Genomic DNA, 22,870 nt, shown 5'->3' with positions numbered 1-22,870 from the left:
CTCTGGCAATGACCGACTAGGTCCGACAGAGTGGAGATGGCGTCGTGGCCGCCTCGGTGGACACCAGAAAGCGGATACGCCCCTGATTGAATGCCGCGGCAGTCGTCTCCCGGTTCCCCGTCAGCACCGTCTCCTGACCAGATGGCAGACCGGAGGCATAGGCGTTACCGGCCATAATGAAGCGGGTGAGGGTTTGGTAGAAGTCCGCTTCCGCCGCGCTATAGGAATATGTCTCGGGATAATTGACGACGGGCTGGAACAGGCGCTTGCCGGCCATATCCGTCACCTTCTGTTTGAAGTTGCGGATCAGGAAGGGACGCAGCAACGGCAATTGCTCGGACTCCGGCCGGCGCGGACTGAATAGCTCCGGCTGCAACAGGGCCATCAGGGACCAAAAGCCATAGGGCTTGCCGCCGTGCGGGGTTCCCGTAAAAAATAGGCAGGACTCAACCCGATCCTCGGTCACCAACCGCTCTACAAACCGGCATCCCAGCGTCCAGCATGTCCCAACGCGGCGCGTCCAACAGACGCTCGTGACGGCCCTTGCGATCAGTGCGCAAAGTCGGCAGTGACGCGACGACCTGATTGTGGGTGCTCCAGAAACCGGCCTTGGGCGTATCCACCTCAGGACGGTACATGGACATCCGGATATCGAACAGGGTCCGCAGCCGGTACTGCCATTGTTCGACCAAAGACGCGGGGGTGAGTATCAGGAGTCGCCGGACCTTAACGCTGGAGAGCAGGGGCCAGAGGATCAGGCCCGCCTCGATGGTTTTACCCAAACCCACGTCGTCGGCGATCAAGAGCCGAATCGGCCACTGCTGCAAGGCGCGATGACAGACCCAGAGTTGATGGGGCAAGAGATCGATACGCGAGCGCGAGAACACCCCCAGGCATCGTTGAGCGAGCGGATTGCCGCCGCCTGGGCCTTGAGTGTCACATCCAGTGTCGGCGACCAATGGCCCAGCCGGACCGCCTCGGCGAGCGCAATGCGCCGGGTGAGCGCCGCCGTCTCGCAGGACTCGATCCGGTCGCCGAAGCGGACGATGACGGTCTCGCCCTGGTCTAGGATGACCGTGCCCGTGCCGAAGCTGGGGTGTTGAACCTGTAGATCTTTATCAAACATGCTGCCTCACTCCTGTCTCGATCAACCGACGGGGAGTAGCGGGACACCGCACGCCGGGGCGGCATCCGCAAGCCGACGGTCCAAGGTCGCCAGGTCTATGGAGAGTCGTTTCGCCAGCGCCAGATGCAGCGCGTCGCCAGCTCTCAGTCCTCCTGGCATCTCGATCAGCACCGCCGCCGACCTGAAATCGGCTGGCTCGATCTCGATCAATGTCAAATTGAACAAAGCGAAGCAGTGGAACGTCGCTAGCGCCTGCTGCCGGATTGTGTGATCAATTGCGCCCGTCCGCTCTTTGATGGCCCCTACGCTCGCCATCTCCGTCAACGTCCAAGCCGAAATGACCAGTCCGCGAGAGCGCACCGCCTTGACTTGGCCGAAGACCAAGGCCGCGTTGGGCTCGCGGAAAAAGATCGCACCTAGCACCGAGGTATCGAGATAGATCACAGAAGGTCTTGCTCACGCAACTGCGCGACCGTTGCGCCCGGCGCCGGAGGTCCGGATGCCACCCAAGCCTCCAGCTCATCCCAATTGCAGGCTGTCCCTGGTTCGGGAACCAGTCGCGCGATTGGCCGCCCACAGCGGGTGATGACGACTTCCTCTCCCGCCTCCACCTCCGCGAGTAGGGACGAGAGGTGGGAGTAACCATCCCCCGGCAAAGCCGGGGGCTTTGAATTCGTGAGCCGCTCAAAGCGGCAAAGGGGTCGCTAACGCGGCCCCACGGTTCTTGGGCCGCCTAAAGGCGGCAAATCAGCGCCACAGTTTGAGCTGATCCAGGCGCTGGTCTTCGCTCTCTTGGTGCTGGATGTACTCTCGGATCGTCGCTTCATCCCGACCGACGGTCGAGACAAAGTATCCCCGAGCCCAGAAGTGCTGCCCCGTAAAGTTGCGCTGGCGCTCGCCGTAGACGCGCGCCAGATGGATCGCGCTTTTGCCCTTGATGAAGCCGATCACCTGGCACACGGCATACTTCGGCGGAATCGAAATGAGCATGTGAACATGATCCGACATCAGATGCCCCTCTTCGATCCGGCTTTCCTTTTGCCGGGCTAACCGGTGAAAGACTTCCCCGAGGTGTGACCGCAGTTGCCCATAGAGCACGCGGCGGCGATATTTCGGGATGAAAACAACATGATATTTGCACTCCCATTTGGAGTGACTTAGGCTCTCGAAATCGTCCATCGGGACTCTCCACAAGCGTGTGCTTGGCGGCTCACGCTGCGGAGTGTCCCCGATGGACTCCCGGAAATGTCAAACTGCTACTGTCACCCCGGCAAAGCCGGGGGATTACCCGTTTTATTTAGCATTGGCGACGGTTGCTATTTTCATCGATGTGTTCTCTGTTTTCTCGTTTCTATAGCAGTGGTTTAACGCCATTGATATCGCACTGAGCTTCCCTCGGTTTTTCGTCTTCCAAGGGCAGGGGTTCATGCGACCTGTTCTTCTCCCTCCCGAGTGTTGATCCAGTCGTTCAGAAACAGTGCCGGGGAAGTGTAACCGAGGGTGGAATGCAGACGCTTGCGATTGTAGAACACCTCGACGTACTCGAAGGCGGTGGCCTTCATGGCGTCGCGGGTGGCGAAGCGCTCTGCGAAGACCCGCTCGTTCTTGAAGCTGTTGAACCCGCTCTCGGTCGGGGGCGATGGGGTCAGGTCTTGTAATGCAATATTTTGGCGTTCGGTGCAGCAGCCCCGGTCGGACGCTCCGCGCTGGCATGGCGCCGGGTCTGAGGGTCGAAATCGAGGACTGGCAGGCTCGGCCGAGCTTGCTGTGCGACCAGCTGGTACTGGTGTCGGCTATCCGCCTCACGGCGACGCACGGGCGGTTCCTGTCCGGGTCAGCGGAAATCCGATGGATTCAAGAGTTCAAGCTCGGCGATCGCCCGGAAGTCGGCGATGTTCCGGGTCGCCAGGGCGCTGCGGTTCACGATCGAGATGGCAGCGATCATGCCGTCAGGTACGCTCAGAGGACGGCCTCGCCTGCTCGCTTCGCCCATGATCTTTCCGTATGCGAGGGCGGCGGCTTCGGTGAACGGATAGATTCGGTCGGCGAATCGGGTGCGCCAGTCCTCCAGCCCTCGGTTCCGTCGCGCTGCACGCTGGTCCGTGCGGATCTTGTGGATGCCGAAGGCGATTTCCGCGATGGTCACGGTGGGAAAGGCGACTCGGCGTCGAAACGGATCAGCCAATCGAGGACGTGTTTGTCGGGCGTCTTGCGCAGCGTTTCCGACACCACGTTGGTGTCTGCGAAGATCACAGGTCGATGCCCGTATGGGGTTTGCGTTCCTCGCGGATCAGTGCATCTAGATCGACATCGGTCGCGCAATCCCGCGCCAGCCTCTCATAGAAGGCCCGTGCAGGCTCGTGTCCGAGCTGCCGTGCCTGGTACATCTCCAGCGCCCGTTCGACCACTTCGGCCACCGAGCGGCGTTCGTAGCGCGCCAGCCGATGGGCCAGTTCTCGTGCCTTGGCGCTGCGCACGGAGAGTTGCGGTTCAGCCATCGATCGGCTCCGGTCGTCTCGAGCTCCGAGGAAGGCTCCAGCTTAGGGCCGAGCCTTCCTGCTGGCAAGATGGCAACAAGAAGCGGAAACCGGGGACGGACTACGGTTGTTTCTGATTGACTCGGGAAACTGCGTTCTGTGCTTCTTCAGTCTCAAGAAACCGTGTTCTGTCCCTGATTAGCTCTCCAGTCAGCCGCCCGTGTGGTCGGAGTCATGAACAAACCCGCTCCGCGCGACGGCAGCGCTGTGGCGCGCCCCTCCCCGCTCCGCGGGGCGCGCCACAGCGCAGCCGCACGCTCCGCGGCCCGAGCCGGCTTGAACTCACGACACCTGAACTCGGGCAGGACGGAAACCGAGGAGGTCGTAACGATCATCGGGGGGGAGCCCGGCGCGGCACGCCGAACGGCAGTCGCGGGCGCCGCTGCCCCAGGAGCCGCCGCGAACGACACGGGCGGCGCCGGCTGCATCGACAGGCCCAACGGGGTCGACCCTCCAATCGGCGTCGTAGTCGCGTACGCCATCGTCACACCACTCCCAGACGTTGCCGATCATGTCGTAGAGCCCCCAAGCGTTCGGCTGCTTCTTCCCGACCGGGCGTGTGCCGGACCTGGGATTCGGATATTGCATTTGGCGCCACAAGGCCGAGTCCCAGCCGTCATCCAGGTCGAAATCCACGCCGCTATTGCCGCCGTACCAGGCAATGGGATCGAGCGGCGGGGCATTGTTTTCGCCCTTGATGTCGATCGGACCGCTGTAGATCGCGGTATCCGGTCCGGCCCGGCAGGCGTGCTCCCACTGCGCCTCCGTCGGCAACACCAGATCCAGGCCGGGGATGCGTGCGTTGATACGGGCCAGAAAGTCTTGGGCATGGTTCCAACTGACTTGCTCGACCGGGCGATCCGGGCTCTTGAAGCGGCTCGGATTCTCGCCCATCACGATCGCCCACAGGGCCTGGGTGCAAGGGGTGTCAAACAGCCAGAAGCCTCGGGAGATGTAAACGTCATGCTGCGGACCTTCGTTGTCGAAGCGCCCAGGTTCACCCACGGGCGAGCCCATACGAAAGGCGCCGGCCGGGATCCACCGCAGACGCTGGACCAGGTCGCCGAGCGTAAAGCCGATGAAGATGCCGAACCGGTCCTCGCCCCATTCCGTTGCAAAGGCGGGCGGACAGCCGTGGATCAGTGGGTGCCAACCGGAATCGATGTGCAGGGCTTGGCCCATTTGGCGATTCAACCGCGACGGGGCGCCCTGCCGGCGAGGGTTCGCCCGGCTTCTGCGCGGGCTACTGACACGCCGGAGGGCTTTGGGTTTCGGCCAGCGAAAAACGCGGCCCCGGAGGACGGTCTGTTCAGGTGCGGAGCATCCGCTCCGTGCGTGAGCTCGGGCAGGACGGAAACCGAGGTTGTTGTTGCGGTTGTCGGGGTGGTTCCTGTTGCGGTACGCCGAACGGCAGTTGCGGGCGTTGTTGTTCCAGGATCCGCCGCGAACGACACGGTTGGCGTCGGTCCGACCGTCTTCCGAGCCATGACGTTACAACGCCGCCAACTCGGGGGCAACCGGAACCCGCCGAAGCTGCTCCCGTCGCCATGCGGCCGCGTCGGCATGGAGGGTGATCCCGAGAGCGGCGCTGTAGCCGGCCTGAAGCCTAAGAGCGCCGATTTCGCCGGTAACGAAGGCGTCTTCCCAGTCGCGGCGGCACGCACCGTAACGCCGCTTGCGGCGACGCGAGAGAAGGAGTCGATCGGGCAGAACGCGGTAGCCGCAGAGCATCAGGCCATGTTGACTGCGCCCGATCTGGATCGGGTCCTTCATCTCCAGGGACAGGGTATCGGCCGCCTAAGCGCACGCCGCCTCGCGGGCGCCGCGCACCTCCTCGCGGCTGTCACCCCACCAAACCAGATCGTCCATGTAGCGCACGAGGCCGCGAACCTTGCAGTGCTCGAGGAGCAGACGATCCAGGCCAGCCAGGTAGACGTTGGCGAAGTTGACTCACCCATGAAGACCCTTCTTCTTCCCCTTATCCTTCTCGTTGTCGCGCTCGCGCTGTCCGCCTGCTCGACCAATCGTCCGGGTCCCATTGCGAGCGCCGTCACGCCGTCGGACGGACCCACGGTTTACGGAAAGCTTTCGGTCTCGTTGGATCACGCCTCGACGCGGTGACGGAGCTTCAAAGCTCGTCCCACGCTGGATAGATCAACCCGGGAATCCGCGGTGTATCGACGCGGAAGCGGCAGTGGCGGGTATAGGCTTCGAAGACGGTGATCTTGTCGGCCAGCCCCTCCGGCATGCCGACATCGCACCAGCGATGGCGCTGCTCCCATTCGTTCGGACCGCGGATCAGCGGCCATCCCCGGACGGCGAGGCAGAGGGCGAAGGTCGATGCGACGCTGCCACGAGGTTCGACGAACGCGTCGTCGGCAGATTCGGACTCGCGCCGGTCCTCCCAGATCAGACGGTCACCGTCGCGCCCGGCAGAGATCAAACACGCCGGGGCCGCGCCGATTGAGTCGTCGCGATGCAGCAGGAAATCCAGTCCTTGTGCGCGCTCGCGGACCGCGTAGACGGGGTCGGCACGGTAGCGCACCAGGCTCAGCGAGCGCTTCCAGTTGGCGACCCAGAAGCCCCGATGCAGGTAGAAGCGCAGCGCACTCTGCCAGGTCCAATCGGTCTCGAGCCGGATGCCGCCCAGACCTAAACGGCCGGCGATCTCGTCCAACGCGTCCATGACCCGACCAGCATGGCCTTGACGCCGCTCCTCCCGAAACAGGTAGAGGCTCGCGACCCACATGAAGTAATCGCCCCACCCCGGATCGCGGAGCGCGACGGCAAGGGTGCCCAGACAGCGGCCATCGAGCATGATCCAGTAGGGCAGATAATCACTCAGGTCGGCGGGATCCCCGATCCTTTCGCCCGTCGCCAGGCTCAATCGGCTCCAGTCTTCGATCGCCTCGTCCGAGAGCGACCAAGGGTCCGGGATGCCGCCGAGACGATACTCGGCAAAGGTCGCAAGCTCGCAGGCACGCCACAATCGGCGCTCATCGGGGCTGGAGGTTGCGACCGGCAGGAGCAAAGGCTGATTGGCCAGCGCCGCGCGAAGGCCCTCGCGCAAGTCGTCGGACGGGTCTCGGGGGTCGGGAGATGTCGCCATGTCGAGCGCTCCCCTCAACTGCCAGTCGCACCGGTCGCGCCGTCGTCTCGGGTCTTATGCGGGTGGGCAGCACCTGCCGCCTCGGCCTTTCGCGCTTCGTCCTCCCGTTTCATCCGACGCAACAACCACAGCTCCCGAAGCAGGAAACCCATGATGGCGCCCGCGGTCAGGAGCGCCTTGCAGAGCATCAAGGTTCCGGTGCTGATCATGGCGGAGTCATCCGAATTGGCGGCAATGAAAGAAACGACGTTCAGCGCCGATAAAGGCAACTGCGGTCGTACCGAGATGCCTGACGATCCGCGGGAGTTCAAGTGCGCCTGTCGAGGAGACGCCGCTGCCCGCTGCCTCCGCCCGCGGCCTGGGTACGTCGGATTCATCCGGCTCCCGGGGACGGGCGACTTCAGTCGCCCGAGCGCGCCCGCGCGGCGGACTGAAGTCCGCCTCCCCGGGGTGCCGACTGAAGTCGGCGTACCCGGGCGTGCGGCCGGAGTTTCGCGTCCGGTTGGGGAACCCGAGAGGCCTGGACGAAAGGATGACCAAAGCCCCGCCCACCTAGGCGCTCGATGGCTCGCTCTCGACGTAGCAATACACCAGAAAGTCTTCACAAGGCTCGGCCAGCGGGGCATTTGGGTGAAGGTCGCGCGACTCATTTCCCGCGGTCTGTCTGGAATCGCGACTGCGGCCGTCATCCGGATACAATGCACGACGACCGCAACAGAGCGCTCAGGAACGATCCAAGATCAATATGAACATGTAGGTTGGGCAAAGCGCAGCGTGCCCAACTGCTCCCAGTGATGCCGGCGCGGGTTGGGCACGCTGCGCTTTGCCCAACCTACGGCTGATGCGCCTTTGTTCCGGTTCGTCACTCCGGCCATCGCGGCACGTGGCATGCGTGACACCGCAGAGCGGCTGTCACGAGCTCGTGAAGTTTTGGGGTGGCAGATCTTTTGGGCGAGGCCGCTGATGCCGTTCACGCCTCTGTACACCTTGTTTTTGAGCCGTCACTCACCGCGGCACGCCTCAGCCACAGGACAATGCCATGCCCGAGCACTTCACAGACCAAGACTTTCTGCCCCTGCGGATCGCCGTCCTGACCGTCTCGGACAGTCGTAAAGAGGACAACGACACCTCGGGGCGCCTGCTGACGGAGCGCGCCGAGGGGGCCGGACACCGCGTCATGGCCAAACGCATCGTCCCGGACGACATCTACCGGATGCGCGCGGCCTTCTCCGAGTGGATCGCCGACCCGGAGATTCAGGTCATCCTGAGCACCGGAGGCACCGGCGTGACCGGGCGGGACAGTACCCCGGAGGCTGTAACCCCCTTGCTCGACAAGCCGCTGGAGGGTTTCGGCGAGCTGTTCCGGAGCTTTTCGCTTCAGGAGATCGGCACCTCGACCCTGCAATCACGCGCGCTCGGAGGACTTGCCAACGGGACCTTTATCTTCTGCCTGCCGGGCTCCAGCGGGGCTTGCCGCACCGCCTGGGATCGCATCCTGCTGGCGCAGTTGGACAGCCGCACCCGCCCGTGCAACTTCGCGCAGCTCATTCCGCGTTTGCTGGAGCATTGAGCATGACCACCGATCCTTGCGGCTGTGACGCGCCCGGGCGCGCGGCGCTGACCAAAGAGCAGGCGCTCGAACGCCTGCTCGCGCGTGTCAAGCCCGTCGACGGGACCGAAACCGTCTCGATCGCCGAGGGACTCGGACGCGTCCTGGCCGAACCGGTTCTGAGCGCGATCAACGTCCCCGCTTGGGACAACAGCGCGATGGACGGCTATGCGATCCGCCATACGGACTTGGCCACCGGCGGAGGGCGACTGCGCGTGACTCAGCGGATCCCCGCCGGCTCGACCGGGAGCGCGCTCGAACCCGGCACGGCAGCGCGGATCTTCACGGGTGCGCCGGTGCCGGAAGGCTGCGACACCGTGGTCGTCCAGGAAATCTGCGAGGCCGATGGGGACTGGGTCCAGGTTCCGCTTGCGTGCAAGACAGACGCAAACATCCGCCGTCTCGGCGAGGACATCCGGGCCGGCGCCGAGGTCATCGCCGCGGGTACCCGTCTTGCGCCCCAGCATCTGGGACTGGCCGCCTCGGTCGGCGCCGCGCGGATCCGCGTGCGCCGGCGTCTGCGCGTCGCCGTCTTCTCCAGCGGTGACGAGCTGGTGATGCCGGGCGAGCCGCTCGGCCCCGGACAGATCTACAACTCCAACCGCTTCCTGCTCTTCGGGTTGCTGCAGCAGCTCGGCTGCGAAGTGGTGGATCTGGGGATCGTGGAAGACACCCTGTCGGCTACCGAGCAGGCGTTGCTGCAGGGCGCGGCACAGGCCGATCTGATCGTCGGCAGCGGCGGCGTCTCGGTCGGCGAAGAGGATCACATCAAAGCCGCACTCGAGCGGGTCGGCACGCTTGAGCTCTGGACCATTGCAATCCGCCCCGGCAAGCCGCTGGCCTTCGGTCGGATCGGCACGACGCCCTTCATCGGCAATCCGGGCAACCCGGTCTCACTGTTTGTCACCTTCTGTCTGTTCGGCATCCCGGTGATCAGACGGCAGCAGGGTATCACCGGGGATCTGCGTCCCCTGAGTCTTCGGTTCCGTGCGAGTTTCGACTGGCCGCGCCCCGATAAACGCAGAGAGTTTCACCGGGCGCGCATTCAAATCGGCGATGACGGCGCGCAGGAGCTTGCGGTGTTCCCCAGCCGCTCATCCGCCGTGCTCTCCTCGGTCGCCTGGGCGGACGGTCTGGTGGAGATTCCCGAGAACCAGGTCATCCACAAAGGCGACCTTGTGGACTTCATCCCGTTCCAAGGCATATTCGGCTGAGCCGCGTCCGGTCGAGCATGGATGTGATGGGGGCAGAATCGACCTTGCCTTGGTCAAATGCCTTGGGGAGGCTCAGTTTAGAGTTCCTGTTTTTATCATCCTAAACCGCGTCAGCTCCGGCATGCATGGTTTCAGCCGTCGCCGATCCAATCCAATAACCGCGCATGCCGCTCCAGACGCGGTTTAGCATCGGAGGGGAATATGATCGATATCCTGTATTTCGCTCGGCTCAGAGAGAGCCTCGGACTGGCGCGGGAACAAATGGATGTCTCCCAAGACATCGATTCCGTGGCGGGTCTGCTGGCACACCTGCGCACCCGCGGCGAGCCCTGGTCAACGACTTTGGGCGAAGGCGAATCGGTTCTGACGGCAGTGAATCAAGAGATTGCTCGGCCGGACACAAGGATCAAAGACGGCGACGAGGTCGGTTTCTTCCCGCCGGTCACCGGCGGATAGAGCGCGCTGGCCATCAACATGAAGTGATCGATCGGGCAAAGCACAGCGTGTCCGACTGCTCCCTGTGATGCCGGCGCATCCGCTATCCCGCCTGGGTCCGTCGGCTCAGAGAGCATCCGCACAAGTGCCTGGTGCATCGCGAGCTGCACTCGGGCGCCATCCTTCATGATGATAGGCATCGGTTGGAGGTCGCGCTCGACAGGGAAGTCCCCATCGAAAACGTGACCTCGGTCGCGATTGTATTCCTCTCGCTGACATAGGCTTTAGTCACGGAGACAGGAACAGCGGAGTCGGATTCGATCGCCCCATCTACGGGACAACTCCTACCGCTCGACCTGCCGATCGCGACCGAGAGCAAACGACGAAAGGACGTCCTTGCGATCGCGTCGCTCGATAGGAGCAGTATCATGACGTATACATATCAGTTGTTCGGTGCGATGACGGGGTGGTCGTTTCTCTATGGATGCATGCTCGGAATGGCGTCGCCCGCGACCTATCTCCCGAGACAGGCCCGGATGGATCCCGTGGGCAGCGACGATGCATTGGCGATGAGCGGTCGAGCCCGTGCACTTGAGCTTTCAGAGAAAGCACGGGGTTAATTCATTCGTGAAGCGAAGCGAGTGCCTATTATAAACGCTGCAAGAGACGGTCTCTCGACATGCAGGGCATCATCAGCAACGGGTATAAAAAAGGCCATGCATTTTGGGTGCATGGCCTTTAAGGAAATTCACTGAAATACACATCCCGACCGCGTATGGCTGTATTGCATGTACGGGCGACTGAAGTCGCCCCTACATTTTGGTCGATGCTTCCCGGAAATCACCTCATACCTCTCGGGATCCGAACACGATCGGATCACGCGAGGGAGCAGGGTAATCGTCAATAGGCGCCAGCTTATCGGCCTTCCGGTCGCTAAGTCACTGGTAACGTGATCGTTTCTAGCCACTAACCACTAACCACTAACCACTATACAACCGATCAGTTGCGTGACTTGTCGACCAGTTTCTTCTCGCGGATCCAGGGCATCATGTCGCGCAGACGCTCGCCGACCTCTTCGATCTGGTGCTCTTCGCCGAGACGACGCATGGCCTTCATCGACGCCGCGCCGGCTTGGTTTTCGAGGATGAATTCCTTGGCGAACTGGCCGTTTTGGATCTCGCCAAGGATGCGCTTCATCTCCGCTTTGGTCTCGTCGGTGATGATGCGTGGACCGCGCGTCAGGTCACCGTACTCGGCCGTGTTGGAGATCGAGTAACGCATGTTGGCGATGCCGCCCTCGTAGATGAGGTCGACGATCAGCTTGACCTCATGGAGACACTCGAAGTAGGCCATCTCGGGCGCATAACCGGCCTCGACGAGGGTCTCGAAACCGGCCTTGATCAGCGAGGTCAACCCGCCGCAAAGGACGACCTGCTCGCCGAACAGATCCGTCTCGCACTCTTCACGGAAGTTGGTCTCGATGATGCCGGCACGCCCGCCGCCATTGGCCGATGCATAAGCCAATGCGATGTCGCGGGCCTGGCCGGTCGCATCCTGATGGACCGCGATCAGGCTGGGCACGCCGCCGCCCTGGGTGTAGGTCGAGCGCACCAGATGGCCCGGCCCCTTTGGCGCGATCATGATGACGTCGAGATCTTCGCGGGGCGTGATCTGGCCGAAGTGCACATTGAAGCCATGGGCGAAGGCAAGCGCCGCGCCCTGCTTGATGTTGGGTGCGATCTGCTCGCGATAGAGGGCGGCCTGGTGCTCGTCCGGAGCCAGGATCATGACCACGTCCGCACCCTTCACCGCCTCTTCGATCGAGCGGACGTCAAGCCCGGCATTGGCCGCCTTGGCGGCAGAGGCCGAGCCCTGGCGAAGTCCGACGATCACGGACACACCCGATTCCTTCAGATTGTTGGCATGGGCATGACCCTGCGAGCCGTAACCGATGATCGCAACCTGTTTGCCCTGGATGAGGGAGAGGTCGGCGTCTTTGTCGTAATACACGTTGATGGTCATTGAGTAGAATCCTTCAAATGGAGAAGTATGAGGCGAATCGGGAGGCGAGAAGTCTTCAAGCACTCACTCAGACCCGACCCGGGACTATGAACCGCAACCGCGCAAGCCGCTCAATCCAGGAAAATGATTGAATACTTAAACCGCGTCCGCCACAGAGGCGACGGACACGCGCCATACCGAGCGGACAGGAGACCGGCACCTGTCTCAAGGTGGGTCGCACGAAGACGCGGTTTAAATGGTGAGGCCCTTGTCGCCGCGCGAGATGCCGGTGGGCCCCGAGCGGACGACCTCGACGATCAGTCCTTCCGGAACCGCGTCGATGAAGGCGTCCAGTTTCTTGGACGCCCCAGTCAACTCGATCACATAGCTGGTATCGGTCACATCAATGATCTTGGCGCGAAAGATCTCGGTCAGGCGTTTGAGCTCCTCGCGGTCCTGCCGCTCGGCGCGCACCTTGATCATCATCATCTCGCGCTCGATGTGCGGACCCTCGGAGAGGTCGAGCAGCTTCACGGTGTCGATCAGCTTATTCAACTGCTTCTTGATCTGCTCGACCACGTCGTCGTTTCCGGTGGTGACCAGGGTCATCCGCGAGAGGGTCGGATCGTCGGTCGGGGCGACCGTCAGTGATTCAATATTGTAGCCACGGGCCGAAAAGAGTCCGGCGACGCGCGAGAGTGCGCCCGCCTCGTTCTCCAGCAGCACGGCAATGATATGTCTCATGTCTTAAGATCTCTTTCGCTCGGGACGCGGTCTAGGCCAGCTCGCGATCCGACAGACTCGGCGCCAGGTGCATCTCGTGGTGGCCCTTGCCGGCGGCGATCATCGGATAGACGTTTTCAGTCGGATCCACGATGACGTCCATGAACACGAGACGGTTCTTCATCGCGAATGCCTCGGTCATCGCGGCCTCCAGATCGGCCGGCCGGTCGACGCGCATGCCGACATGTCCGAAGCTCTCGGCGAGCTTCACGAAGTCCGGCAGGGCGTCGACATAGGAGTTCGAATAGCGGCTTTCGTAGAAGAACTCCTGCCACTGCCGCACCATGCCCATGTAGCCGTTGTTGAGCAGGATCACCTTCACGGGCAGCTCGTACTGAAGGCAAGTAGCCAGCTCCTGGATGCACATGAGGATACTCGCCTCCCCGGAGATACAGGCAACCTGCGCATCCGGAAACGCCAATTGCACGCCCATCGCCGCGGGTAGGCCGAACCCCATCGTACCGAGTCCGCCCGAGTTGATCCAACGCCGCGGCTTGTCGAACGGATAGAACTGGGCGGCAAACATCTGATGCTGACCCACGTCCGAGGTCAGATAGAGATCGCCGTTGGTTACCTTGTAGAGTGTTTCCACCGCGAACTGCGGCTTGATGGCGGTGCTGTTGCGGTCGTAGCGCATGCAGTCCACCGCACGCCACTCGGCGATCTTGGCCCACCAGTCGGCAACCGGCTGCTCGTCGGAGCGCGGGGGCAGCTCGCGATAGACCTTGAGCATATCGGAGAGCACGTTGGCCACCTGCCCCACGATCGGGACATGGACCTTCACGTTCTTGGAGATCGAGGAAGGATCCACGTCGACATGGATAATGGTCGCATGCGGGCAGAAGTGCTCGATCTTGCCGGTGACCCGATCGTCGAAGCGCGCGCCGATGGCGATCAAGACATCGGTCTCGTGCATCGCCATGTTCGCCTCGTAGGTGCCGTGCATCCCGAGCATGCCGATGAACTGCGGATCGGTCATCGGATAGGCGCCGAGCCCCATCAGGGTGCTGGTGACGGGAAAACCGGTCATGCGGACGAAATCCGTCAACTGCGCCGATGCCTCGCCGAGCACCACGCCGCCGCCGGTGTAGAAGACCGGCCGCTTGGCTTGGCGGATCAGATCCACAGCCTTGCGGATCTGCCCCGGATGCCCCTTGAGCACCGGGTTGTACGAGCGCATCTTCACGTCGCGCGGATAGTGGTACGGGATCTTGATGTTCGGATCCGTCACGTCCTTCGGGATATCGACCACCACGGGTCCGGGCCGACCGCTCGTCGCGATATAGAAGGCCTTGCGGATGGTGACCGCGAGATCGCGCACGTCCTTGACCAGGAAGTTGTGCTTTACGCAGGGCCGGGTGATGCCAACCGTGTCGACCTCTTGGAAGGCATCGCTGCCGATGACCGGGGTGGGCACCTGGCCGGTCAGGATCACCATTGGGATGGAATCCATATAGGCGGTCGCGATCCCGGTGACCGCGTTGGTCGCACCGGGGCCTGACGTCACCAGACAGACGCCGCACTTGCCGGTCGCACGCGCGTAGCCGTCCGCGGCGTGCGAGGCGCCCTGCTCGTGACGCACCAAGATATGTTTAACGGACTCCTGCCGAAACAGGGCGTCGTAGATGTGCAGCACCGCGCCGCCGGGATAGCCGAAGACGAACTCGACGCCCTCGTCGGCGAGCGCCTGAATGACGATCTCGGCGCCGCTCAGCTCGACACCACTCCGCTCCGGCCGCCCCGGTTCGGCCCCATCGGGTTGCGCTTCAGACAGTGCCACCTCGGTGACCTCCGATCAGTCCTGAGAAATGGTTCAAAAGCGGTCGAAGTTACCGCGATCGGTGTAGCTGGTCAAGCGATGCGCGGCCATGCTGTCCTCGGACTTGGTGTTGTATCACGGGGATGCAAGGAAAGGCTCCAGGTCGGCAGGCATAACCGTGGTCTGTCCCTGTTAGCCTCCAGGTCGGCAGGCATAACCGTGGTCTGTCCCTGTCAGCCTCTCTGTTAGCCTCTGTTTGCCACGACACCGTTGCCGCGGTCGTCCGGGATGCGCACTGTTCTTAAACCCTAGGGGTCGAATCCATGACGAAGGCGATTGCCGGTTTGCTCCTCTTCGCCGGCTTGCTCGGCACCGCCAGTCTGCCCGCAGCGGACGGGCTGCTCTCGCGCCTGCTCGGGGACGGCTGTTTCGCGGCCTATGCCGGAGCCATCGGCGATCGCCCCATCACCCTGCTGATCCGCCAGGGTCGCTGGCCAGACGACCCGACCGCCTGGTACTACCTGGACGACACGGGCCAGTATGACGCGGTCGCGAATCGCTTCGACTTTTCGGCGCTCCACATCGCGGATGACGGGAGCCAAGGGGATCAGGTACGGCTTTTGGAGCGAGCGGAAGAGACGGGGGCGATCATCGGGCGCTTTACCGGCCAGTTGGACGGCGAGGGTCGCATCGCCGGAGAGTGGCGTTCGGAAGCTGGGGGCGTGGTATGGCCTTTTTCGCTGCAACCGCTGCCCCTGTTGCGGCAGGGCAGGGCCCCGGCCTTTTCGATTCACATCCGGGAGGCCGTCTTGGAGATTGCCGGCGAGGAGCGGGTGGCGATCACCGGGGCCGAGGGTCTGCTGACTGATCTCTACACGGACTGCGGCCCAGACCCCTTCAGCCTCTTGGTTCGCCGCTTGAGCGGACCGCCCGATCTCTACGTGATCGAGATGGAAGGGTCTGGTGCCCCCGGATTCACCGACCCTCGCGATTGGATCTTCCTCCGTCCGGGTGCGGTACAGGATCCGCTCTACGTCGCCACCGAAGTCGTGATGTGCTCGACCACCGTTGGACTCGGCTGTTACTGCACCGACAACGAGCTGCGCTACTCCTATGAGGGCGGCGTGCTCACCATCGTGGACGAGGAGGATGAGACTTCGGACATCGAGCCCGAGCGCTATGGGAGCTGCGGCTGTATGAAGGTCGATCGGACGCTGCAAGTGCTCCGCGTCGAGGTGGCCACCGGCGCCTTCCGGTTGGATAAGCTGGTGGAGCTATCAGGCCTTGGAGGTGGCGACTGCCACGAGGACGGGCAGGGGCCAAGCCCGGAGAACGCCGAGCCGATCCATGACGCACCGTCGCCGACGCCCCAGGGCCAAGCCACCGCGGCCCTGCGGCCGCGGCTCTTCGACGACGGCATTTCCGCTTGGCTGCTCGTCCCCGCGGATCCGAGGGCATCAGTCTTTCGGATCAACCAAGTCCCCGCCGACCCCGCGCTGGAGATCCAGCCCGCCAAGCAAACCCCCGACGCCCAAGGGCCCGTGTCGGCAGAGCACTACAATGGGCCTGACACGCCGCTCAAGGCGGCCTGTTGGCTCTACAATCGGACCGATACGCCAGGGCGTTTCCAGGAACGGACCCATCCGCCGGCGGCCCGTGCCGACGCCTTCGGTCTGCCGCGAGAACCGGCGCCTAACCTGGTGCTGGTCGGTGTGGAAGCCATCGCCGAGTCGGCCTTCAACGATGGGGATGGCGCCTCTTGGACCCTTGGCGGACTGGCGGTGCGTTGGACTGAGGACGGCACCGCGCTGGTCGTGAGATACGAGGAAGCACCGCTGATGCTCTTTGATGGCGAGCATTGCTATCACCGGCACCTGACCGAGCCGGGGCGCTGGGGAGTGCCGTGGAGCGAGGGGCGCTACGCCGAGTTGTTCGGCCCTGCCAAGGCCGCGACGGGTGGCAACTGATTCCCGGGTGACCCACGAGACCATCAGGTGCAGTCGCGATAGCCAGTTACCGGAGCATCGATCCCGCCAATGGAGCTGCTGTTCATCATTCCCTTCTCCTTCCTGCTGCTCGGCGGCGGTGCGCTGGTGGCACTGGTCGTCATGGCGCGCACGAGCCTGCGTCAGCCCGCACCCGCCAAGACCGTCGGCCGTTGGCTGCTGGTGCTTGCGCTGTGCGCCGCGCAGGTGGGTTGCTGGCAGGCGGCCGACCGGTTCGGTCAAAACGTCGGGGGTGGCGCCGGAACGACCGGCCTGTTGCAGTGGGCCGTGATTGGTGTCGCCACACTGTGGCTGGTTCACCAGGTGTGGCGTCTCGTCCGGTCGCCCTGCCGGCGCAGCGCAACGCCCGATTGATCGCGCTCGCGAGAGTGGTCGAATAGCCGGCGGACGAAGTCCTTGCGTAGCCCACGTCCGAGCCGTTAACGCTCAAGACGGTCGATCCTTGTCTCGACGCATAGCACCCCGCGAGCTATGGGGAGCCGGTCCCCCTGCCGTGAGGGGCATCTCTATCCAGATAGACTCGGGACATTTGTACTTTGGTCTACAGCTCGGCACGGATTCGAGCCGCCGGGTCGACCTTACCGAACTCAACGGCAACGCGTCGGGCGTAAACGGCTCAGTCTGGTTCCAGGGAGACCGTAGACGCAGTCATGAATGTCTTGGAGAAAACCCAGCTCGTCCCAGGCATCCTCCGGCCAGCCTCCCGGCTCGACCCGATTGCCCAGCGTCAGTTCCTGGAACGCGAGATCGAACGCCTCGGGGTCTCCCCACACCAAGCGAAGGCTTTTCAAGGCGCCGGGAAAGCGCGACTCCAGGATCGAAACGTCGCCGTGATCATCAAGCGCGAGATCTTCCGTTGGTCGGGCGAGATGCATCGCGCGCAGCCAATCCGGGGCACCCGCAAAGCTGGACTTGGGATCTTTCCACACCGGCGGAAGCTGCTCGATCAAGAGGTCGACGAATGTCTTGATCGCAGGTGTCGGATGCTCGAATCCGAGCTCGAGACCGAAGAGCTCCGATTGGGCAAATCCATCCATCTTCACCCGCTCGACCTCGCGCACCCGTGCGCGCAACCGAAGGCCGGGTAGACCATCCGCCCCGCGAATGGAGAGACGGATGCTCTGGCCAGCCTCGTAGGCATCGAAGACGGTAATGCTGAGACGGCCGGCCGCGATCTGCTCGAGCATCTCGCGCATCGCTGCGGCGTCCTCGACCACAACCTCGAGCTCGCGCACCAGCGCATCTGCGTCTCGGACGGTCGAGTCGTCCGCCGCATCGAGCATCTTCAGAAGCTTTTCCAACCGAGCTTGGCTTCGGGGCGAGAGGCTCGCGAACCGCACCGCGACCTGGTGATGGCCGGACTCCAGCCGCTGCGCCCGCACGACCTCCGCGTCGATTGAAACCTTCTCCTTTCCTATCCAGGGAAACATCAAGCGGAGCGTCCCGGTCAAGGAAGCGAGCGGCACGGCGACGACGAACTGGGCGCCGCCCCAGGAAATGTCCTGATTCATCGCGGTGATCGGCTCGGTGAGTTTCGGAAGGAAGATCTCGATCGGGATGTGCACGGAAATGCGGCGCTGAGTGCGCCGATTCGCGACCGACGCCCTGTGGATTGGACTGCAATCCTCTGATCGTTCTGTCATTTCACACTCGAATCGAATCCGACCCGAGATGCCTTCGGATCGCGACAGTGTCGGGGTTGCCGACGCCAAAGGAGACGCCCCCGAAAAAGAGCGACACATCCGTACGGCGCACGAGACATGGGGTTGGCCGAGGTTTCCCGAAGTGATCGCTAAGTATATCTCGGGCGCTCCGAGATCGAGCACAAAGCCGCATCGAGACCCCGCATCGACGCCTTCCGGATCTATCCGGCGACTTCCAACCATCCAGCAGATCATCCCGCGGTTGTTTCGATACTGATTGAACCATACACTCCGCGCCTTTACGCCGCCGATAGACCTGCCGATGCGCACCTCTCAGTTCCCGATCCAAACCCTCAAAGAGACCCCGTCCGACGCGGAGATCGCCAGTCATCGCCTGATGCTGCGCGCCGGCATGATCCGCAAGCTCGCGGCCGGACTCTACACCTGGCTGCCGATGGGGCTGCGCGTCCTGCGCAAGGTCGAAGGTATCGTCCGCGATGAAATGGACCGCGCCGGTGCCTTGGAGGTTTCCATGCCGGCGGTGCAACCGGCCGAGCTGTGGCAGGAGTCCGGCCGTTGGGACCACTACGGCCCGGAGCTGCTGCGTCTTCGCGACCGCCATCAGCGCGACTTCTGCTTCGGCCCGACACATGAGGAGATCATCACGGATCTCGCCCGCAACGAGCTGAAGAGCTACAAGCAGCTCCCGATCAACTTCTATCAGATCCAGACCAAATTCCGCGACGAAATTCGGCCGCGTTTCGGCGTGATGCGCGCCCGCGAGTTCCTGATGAAGGATGCCTACTCCTTCCATCTCGACGACGCCTCGCTCGAAGACACCTACCGACAGATGCACGGGGCCTACAGCCGAATCTTCAGCCGCTGTGGGCTCGATTTCCGCCCTGTGCAAGCCGACACCGGCAGCATGGGCGGCAACGCCTCGCACGAATTCCATGTGCTGGCGGACTCTGGCGAGGACGCCATCGCCTTCTCCGACAGCAGCGACTACGCGGCCAACGTCGAGCTGGCCGAGGCCCTTGCCTTGGCCGACGCCGCCCCGGCACCGCAGGAGACCGCGCGCTTGGTCGACACCCCGAACGCACGCACCATCGCAGATCTGGTCGAACAGTTTGCTCAGCCGATCGAGCGCACGGTCAAGACCCTGGTGGTCGCCGCCTCCGCCGAAAGCACGTCCGTCCTGATCGCCCTGCTGGTCCGCGGCGATCATGAGCTCAACGTCCTCAAGGCCGAAAAGCTGCCAGGGGTCGCCGCGCCGCTGCGCATGGCAACGGAAGCCGAGATCCGCGAGGCGATCGGCGCCGGTCCCGGATCGCTCGGTCCGAAGGATCTGCCGATCCCCTGCATCGTGGATCGTACCGTCGCCGTGACCGGCGATTTCAGCGCCGGCGCCAATCAGGACGGCAAGCACTGGTTCGGTCTCAATTGGGGGCGTGATCTGCCGCTTCCCGAGGTCGCCGATCTGCGCAACGTGATCGACGGCGACCCGAGCCCGGATGGATCGGGCCATCTCCGCATCGCGCGCGGGATCGAGGTCGGACACATCTTCCAGCTCGGGCGCAAGTACAGCCAAGCCATGAAGGCGAACGTGCTCGGCGAAGACGGCCGTGCGACGACCCTGACCATGGGCTGTTACGGCATCGGGGTCTCACGTGTGGTCGCCGCGGCGATCGAGCAGCATCACGACGAACGCGGCATCTCTTGGCCGGCACCGATCGCACCCTTCCAAGTCGCCCTCCTCCCGATGAAGCTCGGCAAGTCCTATCGGGTTCGCGAGGCGACGGATCAGCTCTACGCGGATCTCAAGCAGGCCGGGGTCGATGTCCTGCTCGACGATCGCGACGCCCGCCCCGGCGTCATGTTCGCCGACATGGAGCTGATCGGCATCCCGCATCGGATCGTGGTCGGCGACAAGTCGCTTGACGACGGCCAGGTCGAATATAAGGGCCGCAACGACAGCGAGACGCAGCTCATTCAGATCGAGGAGATCGTCGGCTGGATGTCGGCGCGGCTACAGGCGGGCTGATTCAGTCGCCAGTCGCCAGTCGCCAGTCGCCAGTCGCCAGTCGATGCTCGACTCGAACACGGGCCGCGTCAAGACTCACTGCGCCCCGAGCAGTCAATGCCACCCGACGACCTCTAACGACGCTGGAGGCTGGAGGCAGGAAGCTCCCTAAACACTGGAACCGCAAGACACACAGGACATCACCCCAAATGACTAAAGAAGCCTCCTTCGACCGCGACGCGCTCCTCGCCTGCGGACACGGCGAGATGTTCGGTCCGGGCAATGCCCAACTGCCTGTGCCGAACATGCTGATGATGGATCGCGTACTGCGCATCGCCGATTTCGGCGGCGCCAACGGCAAGGGCGAGATCCTGGCCGAGCTGGATATCAAGCCTGAGCTCTGGTTCTTTCAGTGCCATTTTCCCGGCGACCCGGTTATGCCGGGGTGTCTGGGTCTGGATGCACTCTGGCAGCTCGTCGGCTTCTATCTGGCCTGGATCGGCAACCCGGGGCACGGGCGTGCACTCGGGGTCGGCGAGGTGAAGTTCACCGGACAGGTGCTCCCGACCGCGAGCAAGGTCACCTACCACATCGACATGAAGCGGGTCATCTCGCGCAAGCTGGTGCTCGGCATCGGCGACGGCGTGGTGCAGGTGGACGGGCGCACGATTTACACGGCCAAGGATCTGAGGGTGGGTCTCTTCACCTCGACCGAGGGCTTCTAAACCGCGTCCCGAGTGTCGCCCGCCGGTTCGGTCGATAACGAATCCTCGGTAGACACCGTACGCTTGGTGGGGGACGCGGTTTAGGGTAGTCGAAAAGCGCTTCGCCGCCCCAGGTTCCGCGCCCGGAAACCGGAGTCAGCGTAACGTGGAGCTGCTCGGTGCTCGCATCGGCGACCGCTCGGTAGAAGCGGGTCTGTCGGAATCGCGCCTCGTCGCCGGGATTCGCGAGGACCCGCATCAGGCAGTAAGCACCGAGATCCGGCACCACTGAAAACCCGTTCACGTTCATCCCTCGCTGCGATTGCAACGACACGCCGATTACCCTGGTAACCCTCTCGGACGGACGCCCCAACCGCGTCCTACACAACATCGAAGCCTGCTATGTTCGCGGAACGATCCACGCACCCGGAGCAGGTCGCGACATGCGATTCCCCTATGGATTGAGCGACTTCGGTAAGCTGATCCGCGAAGGCTATTTCTACCAGGACCGCACCGACCGCATCCCGCTGCTGGAAGCGGCAGGCGATCAACTGCTCTTCATCCGCCCGCGACGCTTCGGCAAAAGCCTGCTGCTGTCGATGCTGGAATGCTACTACGATCTCGGCCGAGCCGAGCAGTTCGACGCCTTGTTCGGATCGCTCGCCATCGGTCGCGACCCCACGCCGTCGCACAGCCGCTATTTCGTCATGCGGTGGGATTTCTCGCTGGTCAAGGCGCAGGGCGAGGTTCGGGACATCGAGGCGGCACTGCACCAACACATTAACGACCGTATCCTACGATTCCAGCAAGACTATGCAGACCACCTGACGACGCCTATCGTCTTGCACGCCGATAACGCCATCTCAACCTTCGAGTCGGCCTTGACAGTGGTCTCGCAGACCCCGCACAAGCTCTATCTGCTGATCGACGAATACGACATCTTCGCCAACGCGGTCCTGATGGCGATGCGCGAGCAATACGAAGCGCTGCTCTCCGGCGAAGGTCTGTTGAAGACCGTCTTCAAAGCGGTCAAGGCCGGTGCCGGCGGCCAGGGGCTCGATCGGGTGTTCATCGCCGGCGTCTCGCCGGTCGTCCTGAGCGACATGACCAGCGGCTACAACGTCGCCAAGAATATCTACCCGGAACCCGAGCTCAACGACCTCTGCGGCTTCACGGAGCCGGAGATCGCCGCCGTGCTGACCCTTCTGGCGAGCGACGACGCCGACTGGTCGCAGGCCGAAGCGCTGGACACCATGCGCACCTTCTACAACGGTTACCGCTTTAGCGAAGACGCCGAGGCCCGGATCTACAACCCGACCCTGAGCCTCTATTTCCTGGAGCATCTCGACAAACGCGGACGCTATCCGCGCCGGATGCTCGACGAGAATCTGGCGATGGACCGTTCGAAGCTCGTCTATATCGCGCGGCTGCCGCATCGAGCAGCGCTATTTCAAGATCCTCTCCAATCGGGACTGCCGCTGGAGCAACGAGCTGCTGCTCAAGACCGCCTTCCTCACGCTCCTGTTCAACGACCGGCTTTACATGATGGTTTCGGAGCTGGAGACCGAGCGTGGATACGTGGATCTCGCCTTGATCGTGCGTCCCGACATGCGACGCGTCCGGGCGCTGGATCTGCTGCTGGAGCTCAAGTATCTCGGCCCCAAAGAGTTGGGGCTCAGCGGCGAGCAGATCCGCGCTCACTCCCGCGAGGCGCTCGCCGCGCTGCCCGCGGTCGCCGCCAAGCTCGACGAGGCCGAGAAGCAAGCACGACGCTACGGCGCCGCCTTGCGCGAACGCTATGCCTTGACGGACCTGCACGCCTTCGCCGTCGTCGGCATCGGCCACGAACGCCTCGTATGGCGCGCGGTCGACGCCGCGATGGTTGACGAGCCCAGGTTGACCTGAATCCGGCGCGGTTTAG

The 22,870-nt window shown here is 63.3% G+C and carries 26 protein-coding genes and 2 pseudogenes; 11 read left to right on the top strand and 17 right to left on the bottom strand.

The window, feature by feature from the left end:
* Positions 1-16: 16 nt before the first annotated feature.
* The 11 genes and pseudogenes from AADX97_RS10595 to AADX97_RS10545 all read right to left on the bottom strand — a co-directional run.
* Positions 17-466: a hypothetical protein gene (locus AADX97_RS10595; RefSeq protein ID WP_374236712.1), complete on the bottom strand. Its 450-nt coding sequence runs from the start codon at positions 464-466 to the stop codon at positions 17-19.
* Entirely contained in the window at positions 447-860 is a 414-nt protein-coding gene (locus tag AADX97_RS10590; protein ID WP_374236711.1) for an SNF2-related protein, read from the bottom strand. The genes AADX97_RS10595 and AADX97_RS10590 overlap by 20 nt, the downstream gene beginning before the upstream one ends.
* The gene (locus tag AADX97_RS10585) at positions 800-1,126 is read right to left on the bottom strand and encodes a hypothetical protein (protein ID WP_374236710.1); all 327 of its coding nucleotides are present in this window, start codon (positions 1,124-1,126) and stop codon (positions 800-802) included. Before AADX97_RS10585 ends, AADX97_RS10590 begins: the two co-directional genes overlap by 61 nt.
* 21 nt (positions 1,127-1,147) lie before the next feature.
* Complete coding sequence (locus AADX97_RS10580) at positions 1,148-1,570, bottom strand: type II toxin-antitoxin system VapC family toxin (RefSeq protein ID WP_374236709.1); 423 nt, start codon at positions 1,568-1,570, stop codon at positions 1,148-1,150.
* The gene (locus tag AADX97_RS10575; protein ID WP_374236708.1) at positions 1,567-1,782 is read right to left on the bottom strand and encodes a type II toxin-antitoxin system Phd/YefM family antitoxin; all 216 of its coding nucleotides are present in this window, start codon (positions 1,780-1,782) and stop codon (positions 1,567-1,569) included. Before AADX97_RS10575 ends, AADX97_RS10580 begins: the two co-directional genes overlap by 4 nt.
* Before the next feature lie 91 nt (positions 1,783-1,873).
* Complete coding sequence (gene tnpA, locus AADX97_RS10570; protein WP_374234571.1) at positions 1,874-2,305, bottom strand: IS200/IS605 family transposase; 432 nt, start codon at positions 2,303-2,305, stop codon at positions 1,874-1,876.
* A 245-nt stretch (positions 2,306-2,550) separates the two neighbouring features.
* Positions 2,551-2,775, bottom strand: a complete 225-nt coding sequence (locus tag AADX97_RS10565; protein ID WP_374238622.1) for an IS3 family transposase — start codon at positions 2,773-2,775, stop codon at positions 2,551-2,553.
* Positions 2,776-2,960: 185 nt separating this feature from the next.
* Positions 2,961-3,395 carry a PIN domain-containing protein gene (locus tag AADX97_RS10560; protein ID WP_374234678.1) on the bottom strand — a complete coding sequence of 145 codons (435 nt, stop codon included), beginning with the start codon at positions 3,393-3,395 and terminating at the stop codon, positions 2,961-2,963.
* The gene (locus AADX97_RS10555) at positions 3,376-3,624 is read right to left on the bottom strand and encodes a type II toxin-antitoxin system VapB family antitoxin (protein WP_374234572.1); all 249 of its coding nucleotides are present in this window, start codon (positions 3,622-3,624) and stop codon (positions 3,376-3,378) included. Before AADX97_RS10555 ends, AADX97_RS10560 begins: the two co-directional genes overlap by 20 nt.
* A gap of 321 nt (positions 3,625-3,945) precedes the next feature.
* Complete coding sequence (locus tag AADX97_RS10550) at positions 3,946-4,845, bottom strand: formylglycine-generating enzyme family protein (protein WP_374234573.1); 900 nt, start codon at positions 4,843-4,845, stop codon at positions 3,946-3,948.
* A gap of 171 nt (positions 4,846-5,016) precedes the next feature.
* Positions 5,017-5,118: pseudogene (locus tag AADX97_RS10545) on the bottom strand (formylglycine-generating enzyme family protein); the annotation flags it as partial.
* A 30-nt stretch (positions 5,119-5,148) separates the two neighbouring features.
* On the opposite strand from AADX97_RS10545, the gene AADX97_RS10540 reads away from it, so the two are divergent.
* Positions 5,149-5,784, top strand: coding sequence for a hypothetical protein (locus AADX97_RS10540; protein ID WP_374234574.1), 636 nt, complete (start codon positions 5,149-5,151; stop codon positions 5,782-5,784).
* A gap of 7 nt (positions 5,785-5,791) precedes the next feature.
* Here the strand turns inward: AADX97_RS10540 and AADX97_RS10535 are convergent, their stop codons facing one another.
* Both AADX97_RS10535 and AADX97_RS10530 read right to left on the bottom strand, forming a co-directional pair.
* Positions 5,792-6,772, bottom strand: coding sequence for a GNAT family N-acetyltransferase (locus AADX97_RS10535; RefSeq protein ID WP_374234575.1), 981 nt, complete (start codon positions 6,770-6,772; stop codon positions 5,792-5,794).
* A gap of 14 nt (positions 6,773-6,786) precedes the next feature.
* Positions 6,787-6,981 carry a hypothetical protein gene (locus AADX97_RS10530; RefSeq protein WP_374234576.1) on the bottom strand — a complete coding sequence of 65 codons (195 nt, stop codon included), beginning with the start codon at positions 6,979-6,981 and terminating at the stop codon, positions 6,787-6,789.
* 830 nt (positions 6,982-7,811) lie between these two features.
* Between AADX97_RS10530 and moaB the strand changes: the two genes are divergently transcribed.
* From moaB to AADX97_RS10510, 4 genes are all read left to right on the top strand, one after another.
* Positions 7,812-8,342 (top strand): molybdenum cofactor biosynthesis protein B, encoded by a 531-nt coding sequence (gene moaB, locus AADX97_RS10525; RefSeq protein WP_374234577.1) that lies wholly within the window; start codon positions 7,812-7,814, stop codon positions 8,340-8,342.
* Positions 8,343-8,344: 2 nt separating this feature from the next.
* Positions 8,345-9,595 (top strand): gephyrin-like molybdotransferase Glp, encoded by a 1,251-nt coding sequence (gene glp, locus AADX97_RS10520; RefSeq protein WP_374234578.1) that lies wholly within the window; start codon positions 8,345-8,347, stop codon positions 9,593-9,595.
* Positions 9,596-9,796: 201 nt separating this feature from the next.
* Positions 9,797-10,051, top strand: a complete 255-nt coding sequence (gene moaD / locus AADX97_RS10515; protein WP_374234579.1) for a molybdopterin converting factor subunit 1 — start codon at positions 9,797-9,799, stop codon at positions 10,049-10,051.
* A gap of 407 nt (positions 10,052-10,458) precedes the next feature.
* Positions 10,459-10,650: a hypothetical protein gene (locus AADX97_RS10510; RefSeq protein WP_374234580.1), complete on the top strand. Its 192-nt coding sequence runs from the start codon at positions 10,459-10,461 to the stop codon at positions 10,648-10,650.
* Between the two features lie 379 nt (positions 10,651-11,029).
* Here the strand turns inward: AADX97_RS10510 and ilvC are convergent, their stop codons facing one another.
* The 3 genes from ilvC to AADX97_RS10495 all read right to left on the bottom strand — a co-directional run bounded on the left by ilvC (position 11,030) and on the right by AADX97_RS10495 (position 14,594).
* On the bottom strand, positions 11,030-12,046 hold the full coding sequence (gene ilvC / locus AADX97_RS10505; RefSeq protein ID WP_374234679.1) for a ketol-acid reductoisomerase: 1,017 nt from the start codon (positions 12,044-12,046) through the stop codon (positions 11,030-11,032).
* Between the two features lie 237 nt (positions 12,047-12,283).
* The gene (gene ilvN / locus AADX97_RS10500; RefSeq protein ID WP_120798476.1) at positions 12,284-12,775 is read right to left on the bottom strand and encodes an acetolactate synthase small subunit; all 492 of its coding nucleotides are present in this window, start codon (positions 12,773-12,775) and stop codon (positions 12,284-12,286) included.
* A gap of 31 nt (positions 12,776-12,806) precedes the next feature.
* The gene (locus tag AADX97_RS10495; RefSeq protein ID WP_374234581.1) at positions 12,807-14,594 is read right to left on the bottom strand and encodes an acetolactate synthase 3 large subunit; all 1,788 of its coding nucleotides are present in this window, start codon (positions 14,592-14,594) and stop codon (positions 12,807-12,809) included.
* A 302-nt stretch (positions 14,595-14,896) separates the two neighbouring features.
* On the opposite strand from AADX97_RS10495, the gene AADX97_RS10490 reads away from it, so the two are divergent.
* Together AADX97_RS10490 and AADX97_RS10485 are read left to right on the top strand one after the other, a co-directional pair.
* Positions 14,897-16,540 (top strand): hypothetical protein, encoded by a 1,644-nt coding sequence (locus tag AADX97_RS10490; RefSeq protein WP_374234582.1) that lies wholly within the window; start codon positions 14,897-14,899, stop codon positions 16,538-16,540.
* 69 nt (positions 16,541-16,609) lie between these two features.
* The gene (locus tag AADX97_RS10485; protein WP_374234583.1) at positions 16,610-16,933 is read left to right on the top strand and encodes a hypothetical protein; all 324 of its coding nucleotides are present in this window, start codon (positions 16,610-16,612) and stop codon (positions 16,931-16,933) included.
* Positions 16,934-17,166: 233 nt separating this feature from the next.
* Here the strand turns inward: AADX97_RS10485 and AADX97_RS10480 are convergent, their stop codons facing one another.
* Positions 17,167-18,222: a PilZ domain-containing protein gene (locus AADX97_RS10480; RefSeq protein ID WP_374234584.1), complete on the bottom strand. Its 1,056-nt coding sequence runs from the start codon at positions 18,220-18,222 to the stop codon at positions 17,167-17,169.
* Between the two features lie 322 nt (positions 18,223-18,544).
* On the opposite strand from AADX97_RS10480, the gene AADX97_RS10475 reads away from it, so the two are divergent.
* The 4 genes and pseudogenes from AADX97_RS10475 (at position 18,545) to AADX97_RS10460 (ending at position 22,854) form a co-directional block, all read left to right on the top strand.
* Positions 18,545-20,266, top strand: a complete 1,722-nt coding sequence (locus AADX97_RS10475; protein ID WP_374234680.1) for a proline--tRNA ligase — start codon at positions 18,545-18,547, stop codon at positions 20,264-20,266.
* Positions 20,267-20,454: 188 nt separating this feature from the next.
* A complete protein-coding gene (fabA, locus tag AADX97_RS10470) occupies positions 20,455-20,970 on the top strand; it encodes a 3-hydroxyacyl-[acyl-carrier-protein] dehydratase FabA (protein ID WP_093186373.1) in 516 nt (171 codons plus the stop codon).
* Between the two features lie 145 nt (positions 20,971-21,115).
* A complete protein-coding gene (locus AADX97_RS10465) occupies positions 21,116-21,241 on the top strand; it encodes a hypothetical protein (RefSeq protein ID WP_374234585.1) in 126 nt (41 codons plus the stop codon).
* A gap of 151 nt (positions 21,242-21,392) precedes the next feature.
* A pseudogene (locus AADX97_RS10460) lies at positions 21,393-22,854 on the top strand (AAA family ATPase).
* The last annotated feature ends 16 nt before the right edge of the window (positions 22,855-22,870 follow it).

Source organism: Thiocapsa sp. C2-2m (genome assembly GCF_041903745.1).
Taxonomy (GTDB): Bacteria; Pseudomonadota; Gammaproteobacteria; order Chromatiales; family Chromatiaceae; genus Thiocapsa; species Thiocapsa roseilacustris.
Note: the sequence above shows the minus strand (reverse complement) of the source record. Positions and strands in the feature narration are given on the sequence as shown.